Origin of the sequence: Pseudoalteromonas sp. PPB1, from assembly GCF_015356275.1 — a bacterium.
GTDB lineage: Bacteria > Pseudomonadota > Gammaproteobacteria > Enterobacterales > Alteromonadaceae > Pseudoalteromonas > Pseudoalteromonas rubra_D.
Map to the genome: position 1 here is coordinate 152,763 of NZ_JACEQV010000009.1, position 26,196 is coordinate 178,958.

Genomic DNA, 26,196 nt, shown 5'->3' on the forward strand with positions numbered 1-26,196 from the left:
ACATGAAAACACTACAATACGCGGTACTAGCGGCCGGACTGGCCCACATATCTGTGCATGCGCAAGGTCAGCATCATGACGAAACAGCCTTTCAGATCAGCGGAAACCCACTGATGAAACATGCGCTCACGCCCCTGCTCAACATAGACACGCAGCAATTCCTGTTCAGCAATACACTCCAGCAAACAGACTGGGAAAGCACGCTGGCAACCCATGCACCACATTTACAGGACCAACTGGAAACCCTGTTGCACTGGGCGGGTCATGCCAGTATCAACCCCAAGCTATTGCTCGCGTTGATGGAACAGCACAGTCAGCTGCTCTCCGCACCGACACCTGAAGCATTTGAAAGACCCTTCGGTATGTTGGTGACGCAATCCGGATTTTCAGCACAACTGGAAGCACTCACCCATACACTGTCACAGCACTTCTATGCTTACGAACAGTGGCAAGGTCAGCAACGCAATCGGGTGCAGCATACAGTGTCTGACCAAGTCCACAGTCAGGCGCTCACAGTCACACCCGCCACCTTTGCATTGAGTGCGGTGCTGGATGATGCTAAAGCCCTTGCTCAGGTGGCCGGACGGTACCAATCCTACTTTGGCGATGCGTTACTCAATCCCGCAGCTCGCTTAGCAACGCCGGATGTTGCATCCGCCACCATCAGTAATAATTTTTATCTTAATTTCCCCTGGCCGTCAGGCTATGCCTGGTACAGTGGCGGTGCTCATTCCAATACCGGCTCGGGCTACCCCTACTCATCGCTGGATTTCAACAATGACTCTGGTGGCTGGGGGTCAAATACTCCCTGGGTTCAGGCAGCGCATGGGGGTACTGTGACACGTTATTCACGCTGTAACATCCGGATTACGCACCCCAGTGGCTATGCCACACAGTATTACCACATGGATGCGCTTCAGTATCAAACCGGTGATGTGATCAATGCCGGAGCCTGGCTAGGTCGATATGCCAATGACTACAACACAGCACTGTGTCAGGGCGGTCAGTCCAGCGGACCCCATTTACACTTTTCCCTGTTATATAACGGGCGCTTCATTTCTTTGCATAACGCCTATATCAGTGGTTATCGGGTCGATGTTGGCAACTACAATTACGACGACAATTGCAACCGTTTTTACTTTGAGCGTAATGGCTATCGTACCTGTGCCTGGCGTGCACTCTACCGATAAACCTGCGCCTCGAAAGGTGGTCAGGATAGTCGCCTGATCACCTGCCCATCATGCCATCCCGACCAAATACACACTCAATATGGCTTCTTTCATCTTTAGATAAGAGTCGCTCACACACTCGTTGCTTTGACTGTGACAAATGGAATGTTCCAATACGACATACAGATCCGGTCAGTTCCAAAAATTGAAAATAAGTACTAAACATCTTGTAAAAAATATGTATATTTAGGTTAACGGAACAACAAAAGGACAATCGATATAATGATGTATTCAGACAATCAAACGCGTGGTGCTCTGTTCGTCCTGACAGACCAAAAGACCAACACGCTAAGTCAGGATTTCCTCATGTTTGTCAAAATGCTTGAGGCTTGCGGTAACAATATCAAGGTCGATACCCGCCTGCCAATCACTGAGCACAGAGCGCACTACCAGCTGTTTCTGGTCGATGTCAGCCATCGCGAATGCCGCGATTTACTCAGCGCGCAGCTCAGGGCTTTAGCACAACATCACAGCGTCTTATTATTTAATGCCTGCCCGGATACCCTGGATGAACAAACCGCACTGCTTGCCAATGTCAAAGGTGTGCTCTATCAGGGCGCTTCGCCGGAAAGCCAGTTCAAAGGCATTCAGCGTGTACTGGGCGGCGAGTTGTGGTTTGGCAGAGGGGCCATTTCGCTGGCCTTCAGCGCGCTGATGCAGCGCCTGCCGCAGGCACTGCCGGGGCTATCAGACGAGCAAAGAGACATCACGCTGGCCTCACTCACTAAACGCGAAAAGTCGGTGATCAGATTACTCGCTGATGGGGCCAAAAACGACGATATTGCTGATTCTCTGAATATCAGTAGTCATACCGTCAAAACCCATATTTACAGCGCGTTTAAAAAGACCAACTCGCGCAATCGGATTGAGCTGGCCAACTGGGCACAGCAGCACATCCCCTTCGGTGGACTGGCCAATTAACCCGCCTGCTGCTCAGGTTTAGCAGCCCACACACCTTTTTCGAGGCCCTGATGCACTAACAACGTCAGGGCTTTTTCAATCGCCTGAGTCACACAAATATGCATGGGCTCATTTTCACTGTATCCGGCTTCCGCTTCGGCCAGACGTTTATAGCTGACATAACGAAAGAACCCTGCTCGCATTTCCTTTGACAGCACTTTTTTGCTGGTCGCAACCGACAACAAAACCTGGCCCGTACGCACATCCACCGCGCGCAGGTAAATGCTAATGGTGTCTTCGCGATATAGCTCAGATGCGCCAATCCCAAAGTACTCCATCCCCATACCGCCGGTTTTGATATTGGCATCATAACTAATAATCCCCCCCTCAAAGATCAGCTTGGCATGCGTCAGTGGTGGCAGGCTGTTTGCATTTTCCTGGTCCTGCATTGCCGCCCGGGTGATCTTACGCTCGGTCAGCAGGTTTTGCAGTCCCTCACGTTCAATGGGAATGAACCAATCCGTTTCATGCAGCGCCTGCATCAGAATTGAGTTGGCCCCTTGGGTCACTGCTGTCGAAAATGAGCTGACGTTTTCCTGGGGTTTATATTGTCCGGTCTGGTCTCTAAATGAATACACAGAAACCGGGATTGGGCCGCGTGGCGTTGGCAATGCTTTTAACTCGCTGAAGACCTCAGTGGCTGCCAGCGGCTGTGCTTTCGCCATAGGCGGTGGCAATACAGGGATACTGCTACAGGCACTCAACAGTAGCATAAAACAGGTAATACTCAGGTACTTCATCAACCAAACCTCGGCACTTCCAGTGTTGTAATGTCACCCGTCAGTGTGTTGGTGATCTGTACTGTGATGGAATCCGGTGTACTGGTGATCACCTGAATTTCATAATCCCCACTCATAAACGTTGAGTCTTTATCGAAAATACTGTCTTCAACTTCATCACCAAAAGCCGTGGAAGTAATTTCCCTGACCATGCGATTCAGGTAAGTTCGCTCCAGCGACTCCTGGAATCGGTCGCCGTAAGACTTTTCAATCACTGGCGCACGGTGTTTATTTTGTGCCTGTGCCTTATTTAATAGCATGTTGGCATTGAGAGGGTTGCCGCCAAACGACGGATTAATGGGCTTATAAACCAATTCAGTCGCATGCAGCGACAAACTGCATAGTGCCCCCAAGCAACCTAGTATTGTTGTTTTCATTGTTACCACCCGCTTGTTGCTAAATCTGGAGAGTGTTGTTGATGCTGTGCGCTGGCCATGGCATCCATAATGGCAAATAACGCTGCCTCGACGCGCTCTTTTAACGGCCCGCCGCGACGTCCCATCGCTGTGGCATAGACCAGCTGGTTGTTCATAAATACCTGTAACCGCGTACCTGCGCGCGGCAACACGGTTTCTTTAATGGTGATATTTACACCTGCTGTTGCGGGTACGTCACGCCACAACTGCGAAAAATCGAAATAAAATTGATAGCCAAAACGGCTGATACTCTGGTCAATAACCAGTCCTCCCAGCTCGACCTCCTCATCGGCGCCTTGACTATGTGGTATCACGCTCAAAAGCAAAATACCGAAAATAAATAGTGTATGTTTCATAACGACAACGTTGGCCACAAAACCACCTGGCTTTGCGGCCACTTTGATTACTGCTGAGTCACAGTCGCGACGTTATAGTCACCGACCTGAGTAATATTCACAGTCTGGCCATTACCACTCACACCGCCTTCAACCAGGTTGCCAAAGCCGTCCTGATTAATCTGGATGTTGTTGTCACTGCCATTAACCACGAACGCCCCTGAGCCAACACCAGCAACGAAGTTCGCACCACCGGTTTGTTCAATGGCGATGTCATTGCCACTGCCTTCAAGCATCAGGTCGATGGCATTCAGCTCACCACTTTGTACCAAATCGAGCTGATTCAGCCCACTTTCCGCCACAGAGGCCAGTGTCACGGATACACCGTTACTGTCGCCTGTTTGCGCAACATTCAGCATGTTATTGTTACTACTCAGAGTGTTATCTGGATGCGATGACTGCAGCACAACCTCGTTATTATCACCATTTTGGATAACGCCGACTTCACTCCCATTGCTGTTAAATTTCGCAATGTGTAGTTCATTATTGTCACCCAGCTGCAAAGTGCTGTACTCATTGTCATCACCCACGGCACCCAAATAAGCTTGGTTGTCGTTACCACGCTGCTGCGCATCGAAGTCGTTATCATTGCCAACTACGTCGAACGTAGTCTGATTGTTATCTCCCAGCTGTGCCACAGTGACATAGTTGCTGTCACCGCTGAACAGAGTGGACGTCATGCGGTTATCATTGCCTTCCTGCTCCAGGTCAACCCGATTGCTTTCACCCTGCAGTTCAGCCATATCAACCCGATTACTATTGCCCGCGCTTTGCTCAACTCGCAGCTCGTTATCGTTGCCTGTCAGCACATCAATAGTAAACTTGTTGTAGTTCCCTTCCTGAGAAAGTGCCAGGTCATTGTCATTACCCTGCAGCAGAGTCAGATTCAGCTCGTTATAGACACCATTTTGATCGACCTCAATGCTATTCTGATCGCCCTGTACGCGGTCAATATTCACTTCACCCCAGGAGCCCAGCTGAGAAGCAACAACCTGGTTATTGTTACCCTCCATGTCAGTATTGTAGAACCAATGACCACCACTGCTTTGCTCAACATGAATGTGGTTGCCATCACCATTAATGGTATTCGTCACTTCATTGTTGATACCAAGGTAGCCTACACCGCGCTGAGTGATGTTTAAGTTATTGTCATTACCGTTGAGCTCCGTCAGTGCGCCATTGCTCTCGCCATCCTGACTATATTCCTGCGTATTGCCATCGCCCACGACGGTTGCTTTGGTCAGATTACCTGTGCCCGCCTGTGCAACTGTGGTGGTATTGCTATCTCCGGCAACTGACAAGTCACTGACATTGGACTCGCCTTGCTGTGAACTGGTTAGTACATTACCCGCGCCGCTATTAGAGCGCTGAGTTACCGTAAGTGTGTTTCCCGTGTTGTCAATTTGGATTAACTGTGACAACTCAGACGTTGAAGCCGCTTTTGCTTCTGCGTCAGCTGCCTGTGCCACGCTGGCACCAGATAAAGCCAGTGCAATTGCACAGCAGGTCAGTGATTTTGAAAATTTCACCTGGTTCTCCTTAGAGTTATTAATCGTTTTCGCAATGATTTCCTTCAACTCGCACCGCGTGATTGTCTTTATATATGCGTATCGCCTTAGTGGAGGTTGCCAACTCCTGACCTATACGCAGACGCGGTACTGTGTTTAAACCGGGTTATCTTCCGCTTCCCTTGTTATAACCAAAGCCCAATGGGGCCGCTGTCATCAATCAGGGTCACGTTCATACTCGCTTAGCCATCAAAGCCTGAGTCCGCAGTCCTGCTTCTGGCTGGACAGTTTTGCACGTTATTTTTTCGGACTCGTGTAGTCACTCTAGAGTCTCGTATCGATCAGGGAAATTAGAAATAATTTGGAATCTTATAACTTCATAAAATTCATAAAGTTAAAGGCAAAAACATTGATTTACCGATATTAATACTCGGTAATCTCACAAAATAGTATGAGTTACAGAATCGTTAACCACAGGCCAAGAATATCACAAAAAAGTATGGTTAATTCTAAGCACAACCCATCCTACCTATAAAAAAGTTGGATTTTAACGACGTAAACTCATTTTAAAATTGCATCCCTAATTCAGGCTGTTTTAGCGTGACCTGAGTTGCCAAACCGAGTTATCGACCGCCAGCCTGAAGGCTTGGCGGATCACACATCATGCCACTTAGTCGAGCACACACCATGGCCTCATGGTCAATAACTCAACTAAATATCTAGGACAAATGATGAAATTAAAACTTTCTGCCTTAACAATGGCATTACTGCCAGTTTTCAGTGGCGCAGCACAAGCTGCAGTACAAATCACAGCAACAGAAAAAACCAATGACAACAGCGTGATGGTGGTCTTCAAACAGGATGCGTCCAGCGCATTGAGAGCACAAGCCCGTAACCTGGTAAAAGCCCGTATCTCAGACAACAACGCCGATGAAGTCGATGATCGTTACAAGCACGTTTTGGCGGGCCGCCTGGCGAACTTCAAACTGGATGGGATCGGTAGCAAAGAAGCCATTGCTAAGCTGGCGAAGCACCCAGCAGTAGAATACGTTGAGCCTGATTATCAGGTGAAAGCACTGGGCATTCCGGATGATGCACGCTTTGACGAGCTTTGGGGCCTGCATAACACAGGTCAAACTGGCGGTGTTGAAGATGCCGACATCGATGCCCCTGAAGCCTGGGATATCAGCATTGGTTCACGTGACGTGATCGTTGGGGTTATCGACACAGGCGTTGACTATACGCACCCGGATCTGGTGGCGAACATGTGGCAAAACCCGGGAGAAATTCCGGGAGACGGCATCGATAACGACAACAATGGCTACATTGATGACATTTACGGTGTGAATGCCATTACAGGTTCTGGCGATCCGATGGATGATCAGGGCCATGGTACACACGTGTCAGGTACCATAGGCGCTACAGGTAACGATGCCACCGGCGTCGTCGGGGTAAACCAGGAAGTCTCAATCGTTGGCTGTAAGTTCCTCAACTCTTCGGGCAGTGGGTCAACCTCAGATGCCATCGAATGTATTGATTACATGGTATCACTGAAGCAAGCAGGTCATAACGTCCGCGTTCTGAATAACAGCTGGGGTGGTGGCGGTTTCAGTCAGACATTAGCAGATGCCATTACCGCCAGTGAAAATGCCGATATCCTGTTTGTCGCAGCAGCTGGTAACGGTGCAGTTGACAACGACAGCAATCCACACTACCCATCAAGCTATGAGCATGACAGTGTTTTCTCAATTGCTTCAACCACGGACAACGACACAATGTCATCGTTCTCACAGTGGGGCCTGGCTTCTGTAGACATGGGTGCACCTGGTAGCGCTATTCTGTCAACTGTACCAGGCGGCGGCTACAGCAGCTTCTCTGGTACGTCAATGGCGACCCCCCATGTTGCCGGCGTTGCCGCGTTAGTTCTATCGATTGACCCGACACTGGATGCAATTTCTCTGAAAAACCTGCTGATGCAAAGCGGTGATGCCAATGCAGCACTGGATGGCAAAACAGTAGCCGGTACGCGTCTGAACGCACATCAGGCCCTGATCGATGCAGATCCGGCACCCGGCTTCAGAATGGGCGTCACGCCAGGTGCCCAGGAGATCACCGCAGGTGAAACTGCCAGCTATGAATTCAGCTTCACTTCAGTGGCCGACTGGCAGGGCGACATTGCACTGACCCTGGATAGCCCGCTACCTGGTGCCGTGTTATCACAAAGCACTGTCACTCCGGGTAACACAGTGACACTAACAGTGCCTACCACTGCAGATACTCAATGGGGCAACTACAGCTTCACCGTTAACGCTACCTCTGGCGATTTGTCAGACAGCAAATCTGTTAACCTGTCTGTATTGCCGCAAGGCCTGAGCGACTTCAGCTATGACAATACAACCGCAGTTGATATTCCTGACAACGACGCCACAGGCATCAGCTCAGTCATCACGGTTGCTGACGACATCACCATTTTCGACAGCAACACCCTGGTGGATATCACTCACACTTATATCGGCGATCTGCTGGTGACCCTGACTTCTCCAGCGGGTACTTCAGTGACATTACACAACCGTGCCGGTGGTAGCGCTGATAACCTGGTTGAGACCTTCAATTCTGCGGCCTTCAACGGTGAAGCTGCACGTGGTGACTGGACACTGAATGTATCGGATAACGCCGGTGTAGATACCGGCACACTGAACAGCTGGACGCTGACACTGACCGGTCTGGGTGAGGTGTCTGCACAGCCACCTGTGGCAGGTTTCAGCTTTGAGAAAAATGGCCTGAGCGTCGCCTTTACTGACAGCAGCACCGATGCCAACAATGACATCGTCAGCTGGCAGTGGGACTTCGGTGATGGCAATAGCAGCGCAGATGCAAACCCAACTCATATCTACACAGCATCAGGCACTTACTCAGCGACCCTCACAGTCACTGACAGTGAAGGTAACAGCAACAGTACCACGCAGGAAGTCACCGTAAGCTCAGATGATATTGCGCTGGAAGTCGTGCGTACTAATAAGTCACGCCTGGGCTTCTATCGGGTATCACTCTCCTGGTCTGGCAGTAGCGCTGAGCAGGTTGATGTCTACCGCGATGGTGCTCTATTACGCACAGTAAATAACTCAGGTCAGTTCCGAGATTTCGGTCGTGATCCGGCGGTCAGCGGCTTCACTTACAAAATCTGTCAGTCAAGTGATATCTGCTCAAACGAAGTGAGTGTGAGTTTCCAGTAATCTGGTTCGAGTAACCTCGTTCCAGTGATCTGGTTTGCTTAATCAAATCCAGATTTGGTAACGACAAGGGCCGCAGTAAACTGCGGCCTTTTTATGTCTGTTACTGTCGGCAAGTTTGTTTAATGATGTCAGTTTGTCTGGCAATTTCAGGACCGTTTTTTTCGCCTTTGGCCACCGCCAGATCGACCTTAGCGTTATTACACTTATCCCTGAGCTCTTTATCCATCAGATAAACCTGATCCCGCTGTGCCTGAGCCAACCCCTCAGCCCCATTGTATGCCTGCCGCTCCTCGGGCGCTTTGTCTTGCTCTTAGGGCGCAGGCTGGGATACCTGGCAACCAGCCAATGTGACTAAACATAACCCAATGAATAACCTTTGCTTTTTCATATTATTACTTCCTGATATGACGAGGCTAAGATGGTATCACATGGATTAATAAAAGGAACAAATCAGAACAAGGACATATCACTCAAGGGTATCTGCGGCGTCCGACACCTCATACAACTCCAATGGTAACCCATCCGGGTCAGCAAAAAAGCAAAAGCGTTGTTGGGTATACGGGTCAAGGCGAATGGGCTCACAATTCACCCCTTGCTCGACGAGAGCATGACGCGCAGCTTCTATGTTAGTGACGGACAAAGCAAGATGGCGCAACCCTTGTGCTTCAGGGTAACTCGGCCGTGCTGGTGCCGAGGCAAAGTGAAACAGCTCAATCTGGGTGCCATCAGGCAGTGCCAAATCCAGCTTATAGCTCTCACGCCCGGGTTGATAATTCTCTGCAATGACCCGACACCCTATCACATCAGTATAAAACGCTTTTGATACGGCATAATCTGAGCAAATAATCGCGACATGGTGCACACGCTGAATGTAATTAGCAAGCATACGTTTTTATTACGAAAAAAGTAAAACTGTACTGTGCCGTATCCAGTCAGGCATGTCCACCTGTGCGCCTCTCTAACTCTGCCTGAGTGCCTCAGCGGGGGGCGCCTGGAGCTGCCGGGAAACTGGCAGCAAGGTTGCCAGTAACACCAGCATCACAATAAACGCGGGTATCCCGAGCAGCGCCCAAACATAACTGTTCGGGTCAATGTTCATGGCCCCGGCAAGCTGCGCGCTTAGCCACAATGCCGCGCCTATCCCCAGTGTTAAGCCCACTGCCAACTGCCACAGTGCCTGCCTGACAAACAAAAGCACGACTTGCCCTTCCGGTACGCCGAGCGCACGGCGCGTGGCAATCTCCTGACTGCGTAAAGCAATACTATTGGCTGCCATCGCATAAATACCACTGGCCGCTAAAAACAACGCCACCAGCCCGCCAACCAAAAATATCTGATTGAGTGCTGCCATCAGCAATAGCGGCTGCTTAATAAGGCTTTGATAACTTTGAATATCATGTACCGTTGCATCGGCATCTAAATCAATAATGGCCTGACGCAATGCGGCAATAGCCTGTGATTGCTCGCCACGGTAGTGCATCACCAGGTTCATTCGCCAGGGCCTTAGGTCCATCAGCCCATAGCCGGTATGCCGGGCACTGGTTGCATCCGTTGTCGGACCGTGAACACTGTCAGACACCACCCCCACAATGGTGCGCCATTCGGTGTGCCAGCCTTCACCATTGAGTGTTCTCACGCGCTGGCCCAGAGCATTCCCCTCAGGAAACAACTCGCGTGCCATGGCAGCATTAATGATCACCACAGAGCCTTGTTCACGCAATTCACGACTATCCACAGCCAGGTCGCTCAGGTTAAAATCACGCCCTTCAAGCAGCTGCATACCCACGGTACGCCAGGCATCCCGACTAACCAACTCAAAATTCCACATTGGATTGTCACTGAACACAGGTTCCGCCCGTCCCTGAATTTCAAAGTGAGAGGTCCCGCCTCCGGTACCCGGCAGACTGCTAAAATACGCCACGCTGTTGATCTGAGGATGTTGCTCTAACTTTGCTTTGAGCCCATAGTAAAAATCATTGCGCTTTTTCCTTGCCTCAGGTGCACCACCGTTCCAGCGATAGCTGCCCCAGGCCAGGCGCACCGATGCCGTTAAACGCTGCTCAGTTTGCACACCATAATCAGCCTGCTGTGCCGCCAGACTGCTGCCCAATAACATGGCTGCAATGGCCAACACCACACAAGATAAAGCAATCTCAGCGACAACCAGTGCCTGATTGACCCGCCCGGCTCGTTTACTCACCGCACCGCGTGTACCATCACGTAAAATACCATTAATATCGCCTTGCAAAGCACGCCACGCCGGGATCAACCCGGTGATCACTATCATCATCACCACAGCGAGTATCAGCATCCAGACCTCGTCGGATGAGATACTAAGCGTCCACCAGAAAGGCCGTGCGCCACTCATGGCAAATATCTCTTCAAAGGCCAGATTGGTCAGGGCAATTCCCCAGTGTGCCAGCCCCAACGCCAGCAACCCACCCAGACAGCAAATCAGAGTACTTTCCCACATCATTTGTAACACCAGGCGATGCTGTGGCACGCCGAGCGCAACCCGAATTGCCACATCCCGGATCTGTTCATTCACCCGGGCCAGTAACAGGTTACCCACATTGATACAGGTCAGCATTAAGATCAGCAGCACCACCAGGATCATCGCCACTAAAATCGCGTAATGTTGATACAACACATCAACGCTGAGTTTGAACGGGATCGCCTGGAGATATCCCCCTGCCACATCCGCACGCCAGGCAAATTCCTGCGGTAAAGCCTGTAGTTGACGCTGTAACAGCGTGGCCAGTTCGTGCTGGAACTGCGTCAAAGTCACATCGGGCTTCAGCCGGGCAACCGCCTGCAAAGCGCCCCGGTTTGATGGGTTAGCTGGCTCAAGGCGAGTCTGCGTCATGATTTGCCACACCTGTGCCCGAGCTGGAAAGGCAAACCCGGGTGGCATCACACCGATCACCTGCTTGGGGATTGCTTCTACCTGGATCATCCGGCCTATGATAGTTTCATCGCCGTCAAACACCTGCTGCCAGATATCATGACTCAGTACCACCACGGATTGCGCCCCATCTTGCTGATCAGCTGGGCTAAAACTACGACCGAGCAGAGGCTGCACACCGGCGACTTCAAACAAATTCCACTGCGCATAGGTCAGGTGCACTTTATGGGAGATGGCTTCATTGCCCTGCCTGCCCACAGTGCGCACAGCCGACTCATACAGGCTCATATTCTGTAACAACATGCTGTCGGCCTGGACCTGATTAAGATGATAGGGATCAACCCGCTGACGCGTCCCATGAGCGGCTTTAAACTCACCGGCAATCGCAACCAGGGGCATATCCTGGCCTAGCGTCAGTGGCTTAAAGACAAGCTGCTGCATCAGAGTAAAGGTATATAAAGTCAGGGCCAGGCCCACGGTCACAATCGCCGTGGTGGTCAGGGTGAATAACGGCTTTTTAAGCAGTAGCCGGGCTGCATATCGAATATCTATCCAGGCAGACATAAGGCATTCCTCTCAACAAGTGCAATTCAAACCGCAATGGCTGTGGACGCTTTAGCCGGACTGTCAGACACGATGGTACCATCCTTCATTTCAATGATCCGCCCGGTACGCAAAGCCGACGACATATCATGCGTCACCATGCAAATGGTTGCGCCATTGTGATTGAGCGTGTCAAGCAGCGTCATCACTATCCGGGCATTATTAGAGTCAAGGTTACCTGTGGGCTCATCAGCCAGAATAATGGCTGGTTGGCCGGCAATAGCGCGGGCAATGGCGACACGCTGCTGTTGTCCCCCAGACAGCTGAGCAGGGTAATGGCTGGCTCGATGGCTCATTTCAACCTGCTCCAGCGCCGCAGTGACCCGTTCATGCTGCTCTGCGCGACTGAGATCCGCTCGATAACTCAGCGGCAGGGCGACATTGTCAGCCACACTCAGCTCACTGATTAAATTAAACGCCTGAAAAATAAAGCCGATTTCCTTATTACGGATCCGAGCTCGCTCATGTTTATCGATTTGGGCGGTATTGTGTCCGGCCAACCAGTATGTGCCATTGCTCGGCGTATCCAGCAAGCCCAGCTGGGCGAGTAAGGTCGATTTACCACAACCAGATGGACCAGTAATAGCCAGGTATTCCCCTTTTGAGATAGTAAGATTAATGTTGCTCAGTGCCCAGGTTTCGACATCATCACTGACAAATACTTTGTTTAACTGACTCAGCTCCACCAGACGGTCGCTGCTGTGTTGTTGATGTGACATACTGTGTACTCCGTTAAAAGTGTGATTACTGCAAAGAAGCAAATGACTGCTTGAAACGTACTTCGGCGTGTTGCCAGTGTGAGGTATCAGAGAGGATCACCCGCTCGCCCTCAGCGGCGCCATGTTCAATTTCAATGAACTGACTGGACATGTGGCCAAATGTCAGTGGTCGGCGAAAGGCCTGCTCTCCAGAGTTCTCCAACAAGTAGAGGCTGGCCTGACTAAAGCCACTGGCCATAACCGGCCGCTTCACATACAGGGTGTCCTCAATCGTGGCGATCTCAATCACCCCGTCGACACTCAGCGCCGGGCGTACCTCTTTCGGCAGCTCCCCGCTGAGCGATACCTCCACCAACACCGCACTGTCACTGACCACAGGATCAATACGCTGCACCGTGCCTGTGATCTGACTGGCACGGGTATCCAGAGTCACCGTCTGGCCGAGCTGCACGTCTTTGATCTGGCTTTCAGGAATGCGTAACTCGGCAAAGAACTGATCATTTCTGGCCAACATAGCCAGATTACTGCCCGCCCCAATCTGCTGCCCCGGCTCCAGCGGCATGGCCTGCACTATGCTGTCCATTGTCGCAACCACAGTCAGGCCAGTGACCTGCTGCTCAATCCGCGCGACCCGTTTGCGCAGGCTATTGAGTCTCGCATCACCGGCGCGCAGTTGTGCCGCCAGATTTACACGTCGTTTTTGCAGCCTTTGCTGTTCCAGCGCAAAACGCTGGCGGTACTGAGCAACATTGATCTTGACCTCTTCAAAATCAATCTTAGAGACCGCCACTATCCCCTGCGCCAGCAGCTTTTCTTGTGCCGCTAAAGTCAGCTGAGCGCGCTCCAGACTGAGTTTTTCGTCTACAACGGCAATTTCCTGGTCCAGTAAAGTCGACTCCAGTGCAACTTGTTCGGCATGAGTTTGTGCTTCTAATGCCTGCAGCTCCCAGCGTGCCTGTGCCAGCGCTTCTTCCAGTTCCGGATTGCTCAGCTGCAGTAACACATCGCCCTGTTTTACTTCAGCGCCGGCTTTTTTAAACACTTGCTCGACTCGACCATCGACCGGCGTCGTGATCCAACGGATCTGCGCCGGCACCAGTACGCCACTGCCACGCACCGTCACTTTTAACTCGCCCCGGCGCACTGTATCGATCAGCAAGGGGGCTTTATCTACCAGATTGGACGCGCTAGTATGGTGGTTAAAAAACAGGGTCAGACTGCTCACGACAATCAATCCCATCACGCTCATAACTTTGGCTTTGCGACTCCACAGGGGGCTTTTATTGGTTCTCACTATGTCCATGATGCTTCCTCAAACAGGGCTATGAGCTCTACTTTAGAGTGCGGGAGGGCGTCCAAACAGACTGACTATGTAAAAGAAAACAGCGCAGGTTTTACAAAAGTTTACGTGCACTTTCGCGGCGGGCCCGCTAGCTTTACGCTAAACTGGCCAGCACAAAACAGGGAAATAATAACAAGATGAAACCTACCCTACTGATCGTAGAAGATGAGCCGGCCATCTTACGTGGCCTGACCGACCTGTTTGTTTTTCATGGCTATGAAGTTGACAGTGAAATAGACGGGGCGCAAGGCCTTAAGCGTGCCCAACAGGGCGATTATGCCTGCATTTTATTAGACGTCATGCTGCCATCAATGAACGGCTTTGCAGTCTGTGAAGCACTCAGAAAAACCGCACCGACTCAGCCCATCATAATGCTCACCGCAAAAAGCACCGAGCAGGACATTATCAATGGTCTGAGCCTGGGGGCCGATGATTATGTAGCCAAACCCTTTTCAACCTCGGAACTGGTATTGCGTGTCAACGCACTGGTACGTCGCTCGGGCTGGAACCAGCATGACGGAGAGCTGGTTCTGAGCAAAGACGTCAGCATCAACCCACAATCACTGACCGGCACATCATACCAACAGGACGTTAAATACACGCGTCGTGAGGTCAGCTTACTGAGTTATCTGCTGCGCCAGAATAAGCCTGTCAGCCGTGATGAGCTATTACACCAGGTCTGGGGCTACAAAACCGTGGGGGACATAGATACGCGTACTGTGGATATTCACATCGCCAAACTGCGAAAAAAAATAGAGCAAGACCCGAAATCTCCGCGCCACCTGGTCACCCATCGCGGTGAAGGTTATCAACTGTATATCCAATAACGGCATCACCATGTGGTTTAAAGACAAACACCTTATGACCTATGCACAACGCAAGCAGCAGCTGCGTTGGCAGGCCTGTGCCTTCTTATTGTGCCTGTTAATACCGCTTAGTATTTTGCTCTACTTCGGCTTTGCACAACTTAAACAGAATCAGTTGAGCGAGTATCAGGAACAGGCCCGTAGCCTGATAACCCAAATTGACCGCCAGATGTTTAAACGCCGCTTACTGTCCAGTTCACTGCCTGTCGAGGCATTTGATTATTATCAGCCAGTCTATAACCCACTCACCGAAGAAACGCTGCAAATACCTTCTGTTTTGTCACATCTGGATCCGGCCAGACCAACGGCGACCCGCCCTATTCAGGGACTGGTCGGTTATTTTCAGTTTAATGCGCAAGGCCAGTTCAATAGCCCAATCTGGCCGGAGCCCCTTTCTGCTGAAGACCTCTCGAATCCCACATCAGAACAACAGCAAAGCTCTGTCGAGCTACAACAACGCTACGACCGGGCAAAGTTCATTTACCAGACGCTGGCCAAATCAACAGCGCTACAAACTAAGCTGGCGACAGGGCTGAGCAAGGAAAATGGCTTGTATCAGATCTGGTTTGATGTGCCCGGCTACTTTATCTTCTATCGACTGCCTAAAGTCGGTACAGAGCGTAAGTTACAAGGTTACCTGGTCAGGCGTGACCCCTATTTACTCAGTCTTGTTGGCGAATATCTGAGCCAAAGTCAGTTTGATACCCCAATCCTACTCACGCTGGTTGCAGATAGGTCAAACAGCTCCAACAAATTGTATAACGCTATGACCGCGCAGCCAGAGCAGCTGCACTTCTTACTGCCTCATGACCAGTCAAATGTACGCAGGCTGGCAGAGGCCGACATTCCCGCAGAGCTGCGAGCACAGCCCTTGTATAGCAGTGCCCTGCGCTGGCCATTTAACAACTATACACTGCACTTTACCACCCATGCCTTGCCCATGAGTCCGACCCTGTTTTACAGCGCACTATTCTCTCTGTTACTCATACTTATCATTTTGAGCGCCTGTTACGGATTTTACCGGCTGAGTGTCAGACAGCTTGCGCTGGCAGAACAAAGAATGAACTTTGTGTCTTCGGTCAGTCATGAGCTCAAAACACCGCTCACCGCCATCCGCATGTATGCCGAAATGCTGCGTACTGGTGCCGTGGTTTCCACAGATGCTCAGCAGGATTATTATGGCTTTATTCACGGTGAGAGCGAGCGCCTGAGCCGCCTGATTGACAACATACTGTTGCTTACACGGCTGAATCAGGAAGATCACCATGGCCTGCCTCAGGTTAAACCGGACTATGCCCCGGTTGCCATGCTGGCCGATATTATTCGCTCCAAAACCTCTACCCTCCTGGAAAAACAGGACTTCCATCTAAATATGGTGATTGAAGCGCCGCTATCAGAGGAAGTTGACGTTTTAGTGGATCAGGATGCCTTTGCCCAGGTGGTGATAAACATTGTTGAAAACACCGTCAAGTTTTTTACCGCCGAAGGCATCTGTGATCCCGCGCGCAGACAACTCGATATTACCTTTCGACACGCAGAGCAAAGTCACGACAAGCTGCTCCTGGAGATCCGTGATTACGGCCCGGGCGTGTCGCAACAGCAATGCGATAAACTGTTTGAGCTGTTTTATCGCGGTGGAGATGAGCTGACCCGCACAACACAGGGAACAGGGATTGGTCTGGCCCTGGTCGCTCAGTTAGTCAAAGCACAACAAGGTCAGATAACAGCCCACCAAATGACGCCGGGGCTCGCGTTAAGATTGACCTTACAGACCCGACATTTTAACAAGGTGATGCCTGAATAGGTGGCCCAGGCATAGAGTTTGTCTGGCAGCGATACACTCAGGCTGAAGATGCAAGTATCAGCACGCTGTGTGCATTAAAATCCAGAATGATAATGTAGAGGGCTGGACGTGTGTCCCTAAATTCTATATAACCTGCGCTACACTTTGATACATTTTGGTGGTGACTGTTACGGCTTAGCGCTCAGCCACTCGTTAAGCTGTTGGTATCAAATGTGACCTCAGGAATAATAACAATGAACAAGGTAATGACACGTACCCTGACAAGCTGCCTGCTACTTGTCGGGCTGAACAGTCAAACGCTACTGGCAGCTGAATCCCCCAAGGAACAACACCCGGACAGCAAAGGCTTTCTCGCACTTGGTGTTGGTGCTTTTGCCGGACAAAGCCCATTTGGCGATGCCAGTGCGGGCCTGGGATATTTTGTGAATGGCGCCTATGAATGGGATAACGGGCTGTTTGTAGAAGTCCCGGGCGGCCCCAATAATATTCTCGGCAACACCAGCGTAGGCTACAACTTATATCGCAACACGCATTGGGATGTGGATTTTCTGGCTTCATCTGCACGCTCAGATGCCGATACCAAGTACATTCAACAAGACGGCTCCGAGCTGCGCTTTACAAAAAACCAGACCAATTATCTGGGTGTTCGCTTTCGTGGGATCTGGTCAGGGCTGCGATTTCAGTTAATTGTCGCCCCTGAGCTGAGTGACGACCGGGGCGCTTATGTGAGTTCACAGATAAGCAAACACTGGACGATAAAAAACTGGCACCTGTTCAGTGCTTATCGGGTGAATTATCTGCCGGGTGATATGCTGAACTACTATTATGGCGTCAACAACACAGAGAATAACAATAATAACCGGATCGAAGGATTACCTGAGTACATAGCCAGTAGCGGCTTATCCCACAGCTTGCACCTCGGCGCCACCTACCCACTCACCGAAAACTGGCTTTTTGATGCCTCTTTACGTTACTACCACACTCCCAGTGCCATTGCCGATAGCCCCCTCATACAGAGCAATCTCGCACGGGGTGACAATCGCAGCCGCAATGCGCTGGGATTGGGCCTGTCTGTCAGCTATGTGTTTTAAGGGGCCGAGCATGCGTAAATTTATCTCTACCTTAGCCCTTACCGGCATAACACTTTTCCACAACCAGGCTGTTGCCAACGCCCCCGTAACACTGACACTCAGTCCGCAACAATGTGTCGCTTTGCACCAAGGTGAATACTGTCACAGCGAGCTGATCATCCACTGGCAGGCGAACTCGCCGGGCAACTACTGTGTGACACATTCCAACCGTGAACAGCCACTAAAATGTTGGCAGACCACTGCGAAAGGCACAATAACGATGAACCTTCAATTCAATCAAAATGTGCATTTCTTCCTGCAAGATACGCAGCAAAAAACACTGGCCAGTGCCCAGTTAACCTATGCCTGGGTTTATAACAAAAGTAAAAATACACGCGTAAGATGGCGAATGTTCTGATGACGACAATACCAAATACACACCTGTTACTCATTGAAGATGACCATGAACTGGCACACTGGATCTGTGACTACCTGGCGGAAAAATCCTTTACCGTCAGCCTGTGCCATCGCGGCGATGAGGCCCCGCAGCAGATCCTGAGTTTGAACCCAGATCTGGTGATCCTCGATGGCATGCTGCCCGGGCTGGATGGGCTGGACGTCTGTAAACAAGTCAGACCCCAGTACCCCGGGCCTATCCTGATGCTGACCGCACGGGATGAGGATATGGACGAAGTACTGGGACTGGAAATGGGCGCAGATGACTACCTCACCAAACCGGTGCGAGCACGGGTATTGCTCGCGCGGATCCGTGCATTACTGCGCCGCCATAGTCCAACCAATGTTGCACAAGATCCCGCTGGCAATACAGAGCGTATCGAGATTCAAGGCCTGTTAGTGGACAGAAGCGCACGCACCGTCACCTTACAGGGCGAGGCCATTGATGTGTCGTCCAAAGAGTTTGATTTACTCTGGCTGCTGGCAAAATCAGCCGGCGAGCTGGTTACCCGGGATTTCCTTACCCAGTCTCTGCGTGGTTTTGAATACGATGGATTTGATCGCTCCATCGATCTGCGCATCTCGCGGTTGCGCAAAAAACTCGGTGACAACCCGGTTGCGCCGTTTCGCATCAAAACGGTCTGGGGACAGGGCTATCAGTTGGTTCGGGAAGCCTGGTGATGCGTCATTTTGCCCTCTCACTCCTGCTGGCCGTCGTGGCTATTTCCATCGCCACCAGCTGGCTGTTTGACCATCTCTATCAAACGTTCACTCCAGCTCAGCAGCAACACACGCCTCAGACGCAACTGGCGCAGCTGGCCCGGGACATACATGCGTTGGTTGCTGCCACAGATTCACCCCATGCCTTGCTATCAAACTGGCCTGCTCAGTCGCTCCTGCAACCTCAAATTGTCCCGACATCAGCGTTCCCGCTTCCGGCTGCGCTGCAAACCAAATTACAAGCCAATGAACAGATCCAGCTGGAAACCGATCAACAAAGACTGTTTCTGCAACGTTTGCCAAACTCAACAGACTTGTTGGTCATCCGCAGCGATCAAGTCACGTCGCGCAGTGATCTGGCCTGGTGGCTGACAGGGCTGTTTTATACCGCGATGATGACGCTGATCCTGATCTGGCTGCTGCCCTTTCTACTGCGGCTGCTCAAACTACGCCGGGCGGCCCAGCGTTTCGGTGCCGGCGACCTGTCACAACGCTTACAGGTTGGATCTGTGATGTATTTGCGTGATCTGGAACGGGACTTTAACCACATGGCTGAACGCATAGAATACCTGGTACAGGACGTCAAACTACTCAGCGGTGCCATGTCACACGAACTACGTACACCGCTGGCGCGGATCCGCCTCGGCATGGATACCCTGGAGGAAAGCACCGACCCTGACAAACGGCGTCACTATGAAGCCAGGATCAACCGCGATCTGGATACCATGTCCGCGCTGATCGATCAGCTCTTAAGCTACGCAAGGATGGATCAAAGCATCGCAGAACTACAGCGTCGTCCGCTGGATCTTGGCCAACTGGTCAAACAGGTATCACGCACCTGGCACGACATGGATATAACGCTCAAGCTGGCTTTACCTGAACACGCCGTACAGGTTATCGGTGATCCATTTTACCTGACTACCTTGTTGAGTAACCTGCTGGAAAACGCCAGCAAATACGGAAACGGCCAGATTGTGGTCACACTTAATCACAGCCCAGGGTTCTGCACATTGGCAGTGCATGATGATGGCTCGGGCGTACCTAGTACACAGCAGGCACATATTTTTAAGCCTTTTGTCCGGGCGCATGCTGACGACCATACTCACCGTGGATTTGGCCTGGGCCTGGCACTTGCTCAGCGGATTGCCGATTGGCACCAGGGCCAGCTCGAGGTCAGTGATTCAACGCGTCTGGGCGGTGCCTGTTTTACTTTGAAACTTCCGGTATAACAGCACACGCAGCGACAATCGTTCAGCATTACTCACACGCCTGATATTGAGCGTAAAATATTAATCTTAAGAAACCTTGAGCTTAACACTGAAAGAAGCTCAATCCAGACATATGCGCTCAAAACAAAACAAAATAGCTACATTTTGATACGCTTCATTAATTATTTTTTGATACACTTCGAGCGTGTGTTTAATTGCCAGATTGGGCGTCACGTGAGACACCAACAGGCCCAAATTAAAACAAACGTTCTCATGCGTAATGCGCTTACACCATTCAAACTCTCGATATGGGTAGACCGCTAAACAAACAGCTAGCAAGTATTCACAGCCCATCTCCACTACATAACTAAGGATAAAAATAAAATGAAAAAAATAATCCATTTAACACTGGGACTCTTAGCCGTGAACTTTATCAACGTTGCACATGCCAAACTCAGCGTTGGTGCTGGATACCCTTATGGTGGTTTGACTGGCATTCAGTACACCAACGCAGTCAATGACGATCATCTCCTGTCGATTTCCGCAGGCTTAATTGGCGCAGCCATAAGCTATGAATACATCCTGGACAAAGATAATAAACACACGCTGGGCATCATTGCCGGCAGCGAGGCCTTAACTAGTGAAAACGGGTTTATCGCACTTAATTACCACTACTATTCACAGGGCGCGCTTCAGGAGGGTTGGACATTTGGTGCCAGTGTCGGGGTTCGCCGCACCGATGAGCGGGAATATCGAACTGACATACTCGATATCTTTGGCACCGACAAAGTAGAGTCCAAAGCATTAATTGGCCTCCACTTAGGTTACCGCTTTTAATTTTTCGTCCTGCCGGACCTTGTTTCATCAAGGTCCACACACCATTTCAACTCATCAAAAAGAATTACTCTCATTTTTTTCAATGACTTTTTTGCATCATTTACTTTCATTAAAATCCATTGGTTACATAAAGTTAAATAAAAACATAGCAACCCCATTTGCACACTTCTGCCGGGTGCATCATTTTTTATTTCCACATCACAGATTGACTTAAAAATATTCACTCAGTTATCAGTAAATAGCAAACTTTCTTCTGCATCGATTGACCAGATGACGGAACGACTGCGCTCATCGGATATAACCATGCTCTGTTTATAAAACCATGCGTATGCACAAACACACCATTTAACAAAATAAAACAATGAATAAACCACAAAAAACCAAAGTATTGATCTTGTGATAACAAATAATTACATTACCTATTCCTAATACAGGACTATTAGAAAAAACAGGAAATACACATGAGAATAAAAACAATCACGATGGCACTCCTAGCCATCTCTGCAAACTCTGCACTCGCACAAAACCAGGAAGTGGATGAATATGGTCTGAAAATTGACTCATCACATACCATTTCCATGTTCAGCAAAGAAACTCAAAACGCCACGACAGAACGTCTGACTACGCCGTTTAAATCCCTTTCCGCCCAGCGCATGTCGACGACCAGCAGCACAAGCAGCACTTGGTATATAAACTCGACCGAGATGGACAGATTTTGTGAGTGGTGGGATGGAGAGCTCCCTCTGGGTATCGAACCAGAGCCCACCGCAGGCGCTTCGCTTGAGTCAGACACTCAGGAATTTGCGATTACACCACAGCGTACCTGCCGTCTTTGGACTGAATACCCAAGATACTCCTATGGCTATGCCGATGTATATATGGGTAATGACAACCGACTCAATAAACCTGTTGTTGTTGTTCAGCCATACCACGTAGATATTTCGGGCTCTAGCTACACTAAGCAGGCTTTTTACAATGATGTAAACAGTGGTGGCCTGATGAGCAGCCTTAGAAGTGCAGGTTACGATGTCATTCTTTATCGTTACAGATATCAGGACAAAGGTATCGAGTATAACGCCGATGGTGTTAAACGTTTGCTAGAAGTCATCAACAGCAAGTCAGGTGTGTCTTCGACTTCTTTTGTTGGCTTGTCTATGGGTGGCGTTGTGACACGCTTTGCATTGCGTGAAATTGAAAAAACCGGTTCACTCAATAATGTCGCGTCATTTATCTCCTTCGATGCACCACACTTGGGCGCTAATTTCCCACGCTCAATCCTGGACAACACTAATCGTCTACTTGATAAAGTCGATTCAAGTCTTTGTGGTTTAAGCGGTGACTGCCGTGAAGCACGTCGTCAGTTGGAAGCTATTACCGCTAAGCTGAACACAAAAACCTTTAAAGAACTGATCATGGACACCCCTTCAGGGTCATCAGACCGCAGTGCTTTACTGTCAAAGCTAGCAAGTTTAGGCCACGTACAAACAGTACCAACCCTGGCTATCACCAACGGAGCACAAAGCCGCACTCAGGGTGCACCTGCTGCTATTATGACGTCACACTTTAAATTGCACCGTAAATGGTACAATGGTGGCAGCAAGTACTTTAAAGTCTACACCAAACCAAGTGTTGATAACGTTGCAGGTGGTTACGCCGATTTCTATCAGGTCTTTTCTAACCTGATCGCCAGCCAGTCACACCCAATCACACCTTATGTGACGATCGGCCAGAAGCATTCATTTGTTTCAACTCGCTCAGCGCTGGCAGGCAGTGCAAATTACTGGGATGAGGTCGCTGCTTATCCAAGTAATAACGAAGCACATATGACATTAACTTATACAAAAGCCAGAAAGATCCGTGAATGGCTAGATAGATATCAAAACTAATTCGCACTCTGTGCCAATGATAAGTTGCAAGCCGGTAGCCTGGCTTGCAACTTCTATCGTTTAACTGCAATGACTGACATGCAATATTAACCATGTCGCCTGCTTATCTGCGGTGTTCACCCTCCATCAAATTATCTCTTCTGCTAATGCTTCACGGGCGAACCTGACATCCTGAGCTACACTGACTAAATACACGTTTAATATTATGATTCTAAATGCGAACAACCTATCCACAGAAGGTTTACCACAGGCTTTTATTACTGTGCATATGGCTGTTCACTGCCAGCATACAGGCTGCTGAAGAGACTGAGTTATTTGAAATGAGCCTGGATGAGCTGCTCAACGTGACGCTCAGTGGCTCTGCGGTACGCGATCTGAACCTGCAAACTACCCCCATCAGCGCTAATCCATTTAACCTGAATGCACTTGAGCTGCCGTTCAGCATAGATGTGATTGAGCGCAAAACCATGCGCGCACGCGGTCTGACTTCAGTTACCAGTGCAGTCGAAAATTTGGTGGGCGTTATCTCGGGCGAGTCACCCGCAGAGCCTTCCAGCTTCGCTATGCGAGGCTTTATTCGCGATTCCGTCTCTGTGGTACGGGATGGGATTAAACTGGGCCCGGCGTCCATGACGATGCGGCCACACAACACCTTTAACCTGCAACAAATAGAAGTTATCAAAGGACCTGCCGCACTACAATTTGGCCAGGGCACCGCCTCAGGAGTGATCAACATGATCACCCGTAAACCTCAGCTTGACGCCCCTGTTAGTACAGAAGTTTTTGTCTCTCAATCTAGGTTTGATACGCGAGAATGGGGCGTCGGCCTTCATCTGCCGGTCAGCTCAAACAGCGCCGCCCGGCTGGATGTGAATAAAGCACAGTCAGACGGCTGGGTCGACAACACCCCGTCGCATTCTCTGAATGTAACTTCATCCATACTGTGGCAGGCCAGCCCAAAGCTAAGCTGGCTGCTGAGTTTTGATTACCTCGAAGATGATCTCCCCGCATACTGGGGCACGCCTTTGGTACCAGCGCATGCTGCCTTAGACCCTATTGCGGGCATAGTCACCACCGCCAATGACCTGGTGCTGGATAACCGGACCCGTTACCTCAACTATAATGTCGCAGATAGCCGCTCGGATTCAGAACACCTATGGTCTCGCCTGCGCACAGACTGGCAGCCCAGTGATACACTGTCACTGAGCAATACGCTGTTTCACTTTAAGGCCGATCGCGCCTGGCAAAATGCAGAAAGCTATGTCTTCAACCCGGCCACAGAATTGATTGAGCGGGACCGTTTTTTTGTGTTTCACGATCACACCTTTTATGGCAATCAATTCGCAGGCGTATACCGCTACCAGCTTGGTACTATGGCACATCAGCTGGCCTTTGGTGCAGAGTTTAAAGTCACCGACTTTAACCGCGAAAGAGGATTTCCCGACGGAGACAGCGTGTCGTTACTCACGCCAATGGCCGGTCAGTTCGGCGTTTTGGACAAACACAGCAGTCCGACCGATATCAGGCAATGGGCCCTGTACCTTAACAATACCTTGTCAGTCACTGAGTACTGGCGTCTGTTTGGCGGGCTGCGTCGCGACCACATTCGACTGGTCCGGGACAACTACGATGTCTCAGGCAACTTTCTTGCCGATGAGAGCTTTGCACGCACCTTCACCCCACTTGCCTATCAGTTAGGCTCAACCTATCAGTTTAGCGACGCACTCAGTGTATACGCCCACTGGAGCACCGGACATGATCCGGTGGGATCTAATATTTATCTGGTCAATGCCAACGAAAACTTTGATTTCACAGATATTCGCCAATACGAAGTCGGCATCAAAACCTTACTCAATGCCTGGCAGAGCGAGCTCACTCTGGCCTGGTACGATATTACGCGGCGTAATATTCTGCTGCTGACATCACATGATACGGTCGGTAATTCGGGCACCCATGTTGCATACGGGCTGGAGCTGGCGATCACCAGTCAGCCAGCCAAACATGTGCGCCTGGGTGGCAATATCGCCTACACCAACGCCAGCTACCAGTCCTTTGTCGACCCGGACTTTGGTGTCAATGCCAGCGGTCATACCCCACCCAATGTGCCTGAGATTGTGGCCAATGCCTGGTTCAGCTGGGATAAAATTGGCGGGTGGCCACTGGAAATAGGCGCCGGTATACGCCATGTCAGCGATCGCTATGGTAACTTCCAAAATTCAGTTACCTTTACTCGCTATGAGACAGTCACCCTGTTTGCAGCCTACCAATTTGAACATGCCCGGTTGAATCTCAATGTGCGCAACCTGCGTAATGAAGTGTATGTCCCCTGGGCAGACATTTTTTACCCAACGCAGGCAGCCATTGCCGCTCCGAGAACCATTGAACTCAGCCTGCATATTAATTTCTAAACCGCAACAACCGCCATTCTATCTATCATCCGCCCCCGGTCGGGGAGGCGTCTGCACCACACGCCATTGCTAAGATGACACTGTCGCTGCCGAACTAAACCACAATCAAAATCGGCTGTGGATATTATACCAATTTCACTTAATACCTGTTCAATTTTAAGGAGTTAGCAGAACACTTCATTAAGCAAATTGGTATTACTCGAATAGCAATAAGCAAAAGGAAAACAACATGAAATCACTCAAAGCAATCAGCATTGTACTTGCCAGTGTAATGGCTTACTCGGCCCCCGCCAGCGCCTACTGGACGCAAATTTTGGTCTGCCCCAAAAAGAAGGTGACGACCACTAAAGTCAAGTATCACTGCACCCACAGCGGTACGCTGTACAGTACAGGCAACAATGTAGATTATCTTAATACAAGCTACCAGGAAATCGTCGAAGACACGACCTGTAGACAGCAAAGGCCTATCAACCACCACTATGAGAACGGCAAGGTCTACGCAGGCTACCTTTACCTCTCAAAAATCGTTGATCTCAGTTACCCTGAAGTGATTTGGGTCGACGACCCGGCAGGCTGTTACCTTAAGGATGTCTGGGTTGATGACATGGATAAAGAGTGTATCCGCAATAACAATTGCCCGGGTGACTAATGATTGAAACGGTCAGCGTTTGCACGCATCGTCAAGTGGCATAGCCCTGCGACTTTCACCCTATACGCCTACTCTGGGTGTGAATACTTGGCCTGACTTGCGCTCAGCCATCATGCTGCGACACGATGAATCAGAGGTACCTTGCCCGGTACGGTGTCTTATTGGCCCCCTACGGTACCTGAGATTATGACCCCGGCCATGGT

22 protein-coding genes are annotated in these 26,196 nt (G+C 50.3%); 13 read left to right on the plus strand and 9 right to left on the minus strand.

The window, feature by feature from the left end:
- Positions 1-2 precede the first annotated feature (2 nt).
- Positions 3-1,190 (plus strand): M23 family metallopeptidase, encoded by a 1,188-nt coding sequence (locus IY568_RS11225; RefSeq protein ID WP_194867571.1) that lies wholly within the window; start codon positions 3-5, stop codon positions 1,188-1,190.
- 261 nt (positions 1,191-1,451) lie between these two features.
- On the plus strand, positions 1,452-2,150 hold the full coding sequence (locus tag IY568_RS11230) for a helix-turn-helix transcriptional regulator (protein WP_125560810.1): 699 nt from the start codon (positions 1,452-1,454) through the stop codon (positions 2,148-2,150).
- Here the strand turns inward: IY568_RS11230 and IY568_RS11235 are convergent.
- The 4 genes from IY568_RS11235 to IY568_RS11250 are packed head-to-tail and all read right to left on the minus strand — an operon-like array spanning position 2,147 to position 5,308.
- Positions 2,147-2,929, minus strand: a complete 783-nt coding sequence (locus IY568_RS11235) for a CsgG/HfaB family protein (protein ID WP_010383927.1) — start codon at positions 2,927-2,929, stop codon at positions 2,147-2,149. The two genes, IY568_RS11230 and IY568_RS11235, sit on opposite strands and share 4 nt — an antisense overlap.
- Positions 2,929-3,345, minus strand: coding sequence for a curli assembly protein CsgF (locus IY568_RS11240; RefSeq protein WP_010383926.1), 417 nt, complete (start codon positions 3,343-3,345; stop codon positions 2,929-2,931). The genes IY568_RS11235 and IY568_RS11240 overlap by 1 nt, the downstream gene beginning before the upstream one ends.
- A 2-nt stretch (positions 3,346-3,347) precedes the next feature.
- A complete protein-coding gene (locus IY568_RS11245) occupies positions 3,348-3,740 on the minus strand; it encodes a curli production assembly/transport protein CsgE (protein WP_228553281.1) in 393 nt (130 codons plus the stop codon).
- Positions 3,741-3,787: 47 nt separating this feature from the next.
- The gene (locus IY568_RS11250; RefSeq protein WP_125560814.1) at positions 3,788-5,308 is read right to left on the minus strand and encodes a curlin; all 1,521 of its coding nucleotides are present in this window, start codon (positions 5,306-5,308) and stop codon (positions 3,788-3,790) included.
- 710 nt (positions 5,309-6,018) lie between these two features.
- Between IY568_RS11250 and IY568_RS11255 the strand changes: the two genes are divergently transcribed.
- Positions 6,019-8,520 carry a S8 family serine peptidase gene (locus IY568_RS11255; protein WP_194867572.1) on the plus strand — a complete coding sequence of 834 codons (2,502 nt, stop codon included), beginning with the start codon at positions 6,019-6,021 and terminating at the stop codon, positions 8,518-8,520.
- 100 nt (positions 8,521-8,620) lie between these two features.
- Here IY568_RS11255 and IY568_RS24750 read toward each other — a convergent pair whose 3' ends face one another.
- The 5 genes from IY568_RS24750 to IY568_RS11280 all read right to left on the minus strand — a co-directional run bounded on the left by IY568_RS24750 (position 8,621) and on the right by IY568_RS11280 (position 14,050).
- Entirely contained in the window at positions 8,621-8,779 is a 159-nt protein-coding gene (locus tag IY568_RS24750; RefSeq protein ID WP_228553282.1) for a hypothetical protein, read from the minus strand.
- Positions 8,780-8,986: 207 nt separating this feature from the next.
- Positions 8,987-9,406: a VOC family protein gene (locus IY568_RS11265; protein WP_125560820.1), complete on the minus strand. Its 420-nt coding sequence runs from the start codon at positions 9,404-9,406 to the stop codon at positions 8,987-8,989.
- 72 nt (positions 9,407-9,478) lie between these two features.
- Complete coding sequence (locus tag IY568_RS11270; RefSeq protein WP_194867573.1) at positions 9,479-11,989, minus strand: ABC transporter permease; 2,511 nt, start codon at positions 11,987-11,989, stop codon at positions 9,479-9,481.
- Positions 11,990-12,015: 26 nt separating this feature from the next.
- Positions 12,016-12,747, minus strand: a complete 732-nt coding sequence (locus IY568_RS11275; protein ID WP_194867574.1) for an ABC transporter ATP-binding protein — start codon at positions 12,745-12,747, stop codon at positions 12,016-12,018.
- 25 nt (positions 12,748-12,772) lie between these two features.
- Positions 12,773-14,050: an HlyD family secretion protein gene (locus IY568_RS11280; RefSeq protein ID WP_194867575.1), complete on the minus strand. Its 1,278-nt coding sequence runs from the start codon at positions 14,048-14,050 to the stop codon at positions 12,773-12,775.
- Positions 14,051-14,226: 176 nt separating this feature from the next.
- Between IY568_RS11280 and IY568_RS11285 the strand changes: the two genes are divergently transcribed.
- From IY568_RS11285 to IY568_RS11330, 10 genes are all read left to right on the plus strand, one after another.
- Complete coding sequence (locus IY568_RS11285) at positions 14,227-14,916, plus strand: response regulator transcription factor (protein ID WP_125560828.1); 690 nt, start codon at positions 14,227-14,229, stop codon at positions 14,914-14,916.
- Between the two features lie 10 nt (positions 14,917-14,926).
- A complete protein-coding gene (locus tag IY568_RS11290; protein WP_194867576.1) occupies positions 14,927-16,759 on the plus strand; it encodes a sensor histidine kinase in 1,833 nt (610 codons plus the stop codon).
- A gap of 233 nt (positions 16,760-16,992) precedes the next feature.
- Complete coding sequence (locus tag IY568_RS11295; protein ID WP_194867577.1) at positions 16,993-17,850, plus strand: MipA/OmpV family protein; 858 nt, start codon at positions 16,993-16,995, stop codon at positions 17,848-17,850.
- 10 nt (positions 17,851-17,860) lie between these two features.
- A complete protein-coding gene (locus IY568_RS11300) occupies positions 17,861-18,247 on the plus strand; it encodes a DUF3019 domain-containing protein (RefSeq protein WP_194867578.1) in 387 nt (128 codons plus the stop codon).
- Positions 18,247-18,966, plus strand: a complete 720-nt coding sequence (locus IY568_RS11305) for a winged helix-turn-helix domain-containing protein (protein ID WP_194867579.1) — start codon at positions 18,247-18,249, stop codon at positions 18,964-18,966. Before IY568_RS11300 ends, IY568_RS11305 begins: the two co-directional genes overlap by 1 nt.
- Positions 18,966-20,234: a sensor histidine kinase gene (locus IY568_RS11310; RefSeq protein WP_194867580.1), complete on the plus strand. Its 1,269-nt coding sequence runs from the start codon at positions 18,966-18,968 to the stop codon at positions 20,232-20,234. The genes IY568_RS11305 and IY568_RS11310 overlap by 1 nt, the downstream gene beginning before the upstream one ends.
- A gap of 363 nt (positions 20,235-20,597) precedes the next feature.
- Positions 20,598-21,050: a hypothetical protein gene (locus IY568_RS11315; RefSeq protein ID WP_194867581.1), complete on the plus strand. Its 453-nt coding sequence runs from the start codon at positions 20,598-20,600 to the stop codon at positions 21,048-21,050.
- Between the two features lie 461 nt (positions 21,051-21,511).
- Positions 21,512-22,936 (plus strand): esterase/lipase family protein, encoded by a 1,425-nt coding sequence (locus tag IY568_RS11320; protein WP_138538702.1) that lies wholly within the window; start codon positions 21,512-21,514, stop codon positions 22,934-22,936.
- Between the two features lie 215 nt (positions 22,937-23,151).
- Complete coding sequence (locus IY568_RS11325) at positions 23,152-25,344, plus strand: TonB-dependent receptor (protein ID WP_194867582.1); 2,193 nt, start codon at positions 23,152-23,154, stop codon at positions 25,342-25,344.
- A 229-nt stretch (positions 25,345-25,573) separates the two neighbouring features.
- Entirely contained in the window at positions 25,574-25,993 is a 420-nt protein-coding gene (locus IY568_RS11330) for a hypothetical protein (protein WP_194867583.1), read from the plus strand.
- Positions 25,994-26,196: the final 203 nt, after the last annotated feature.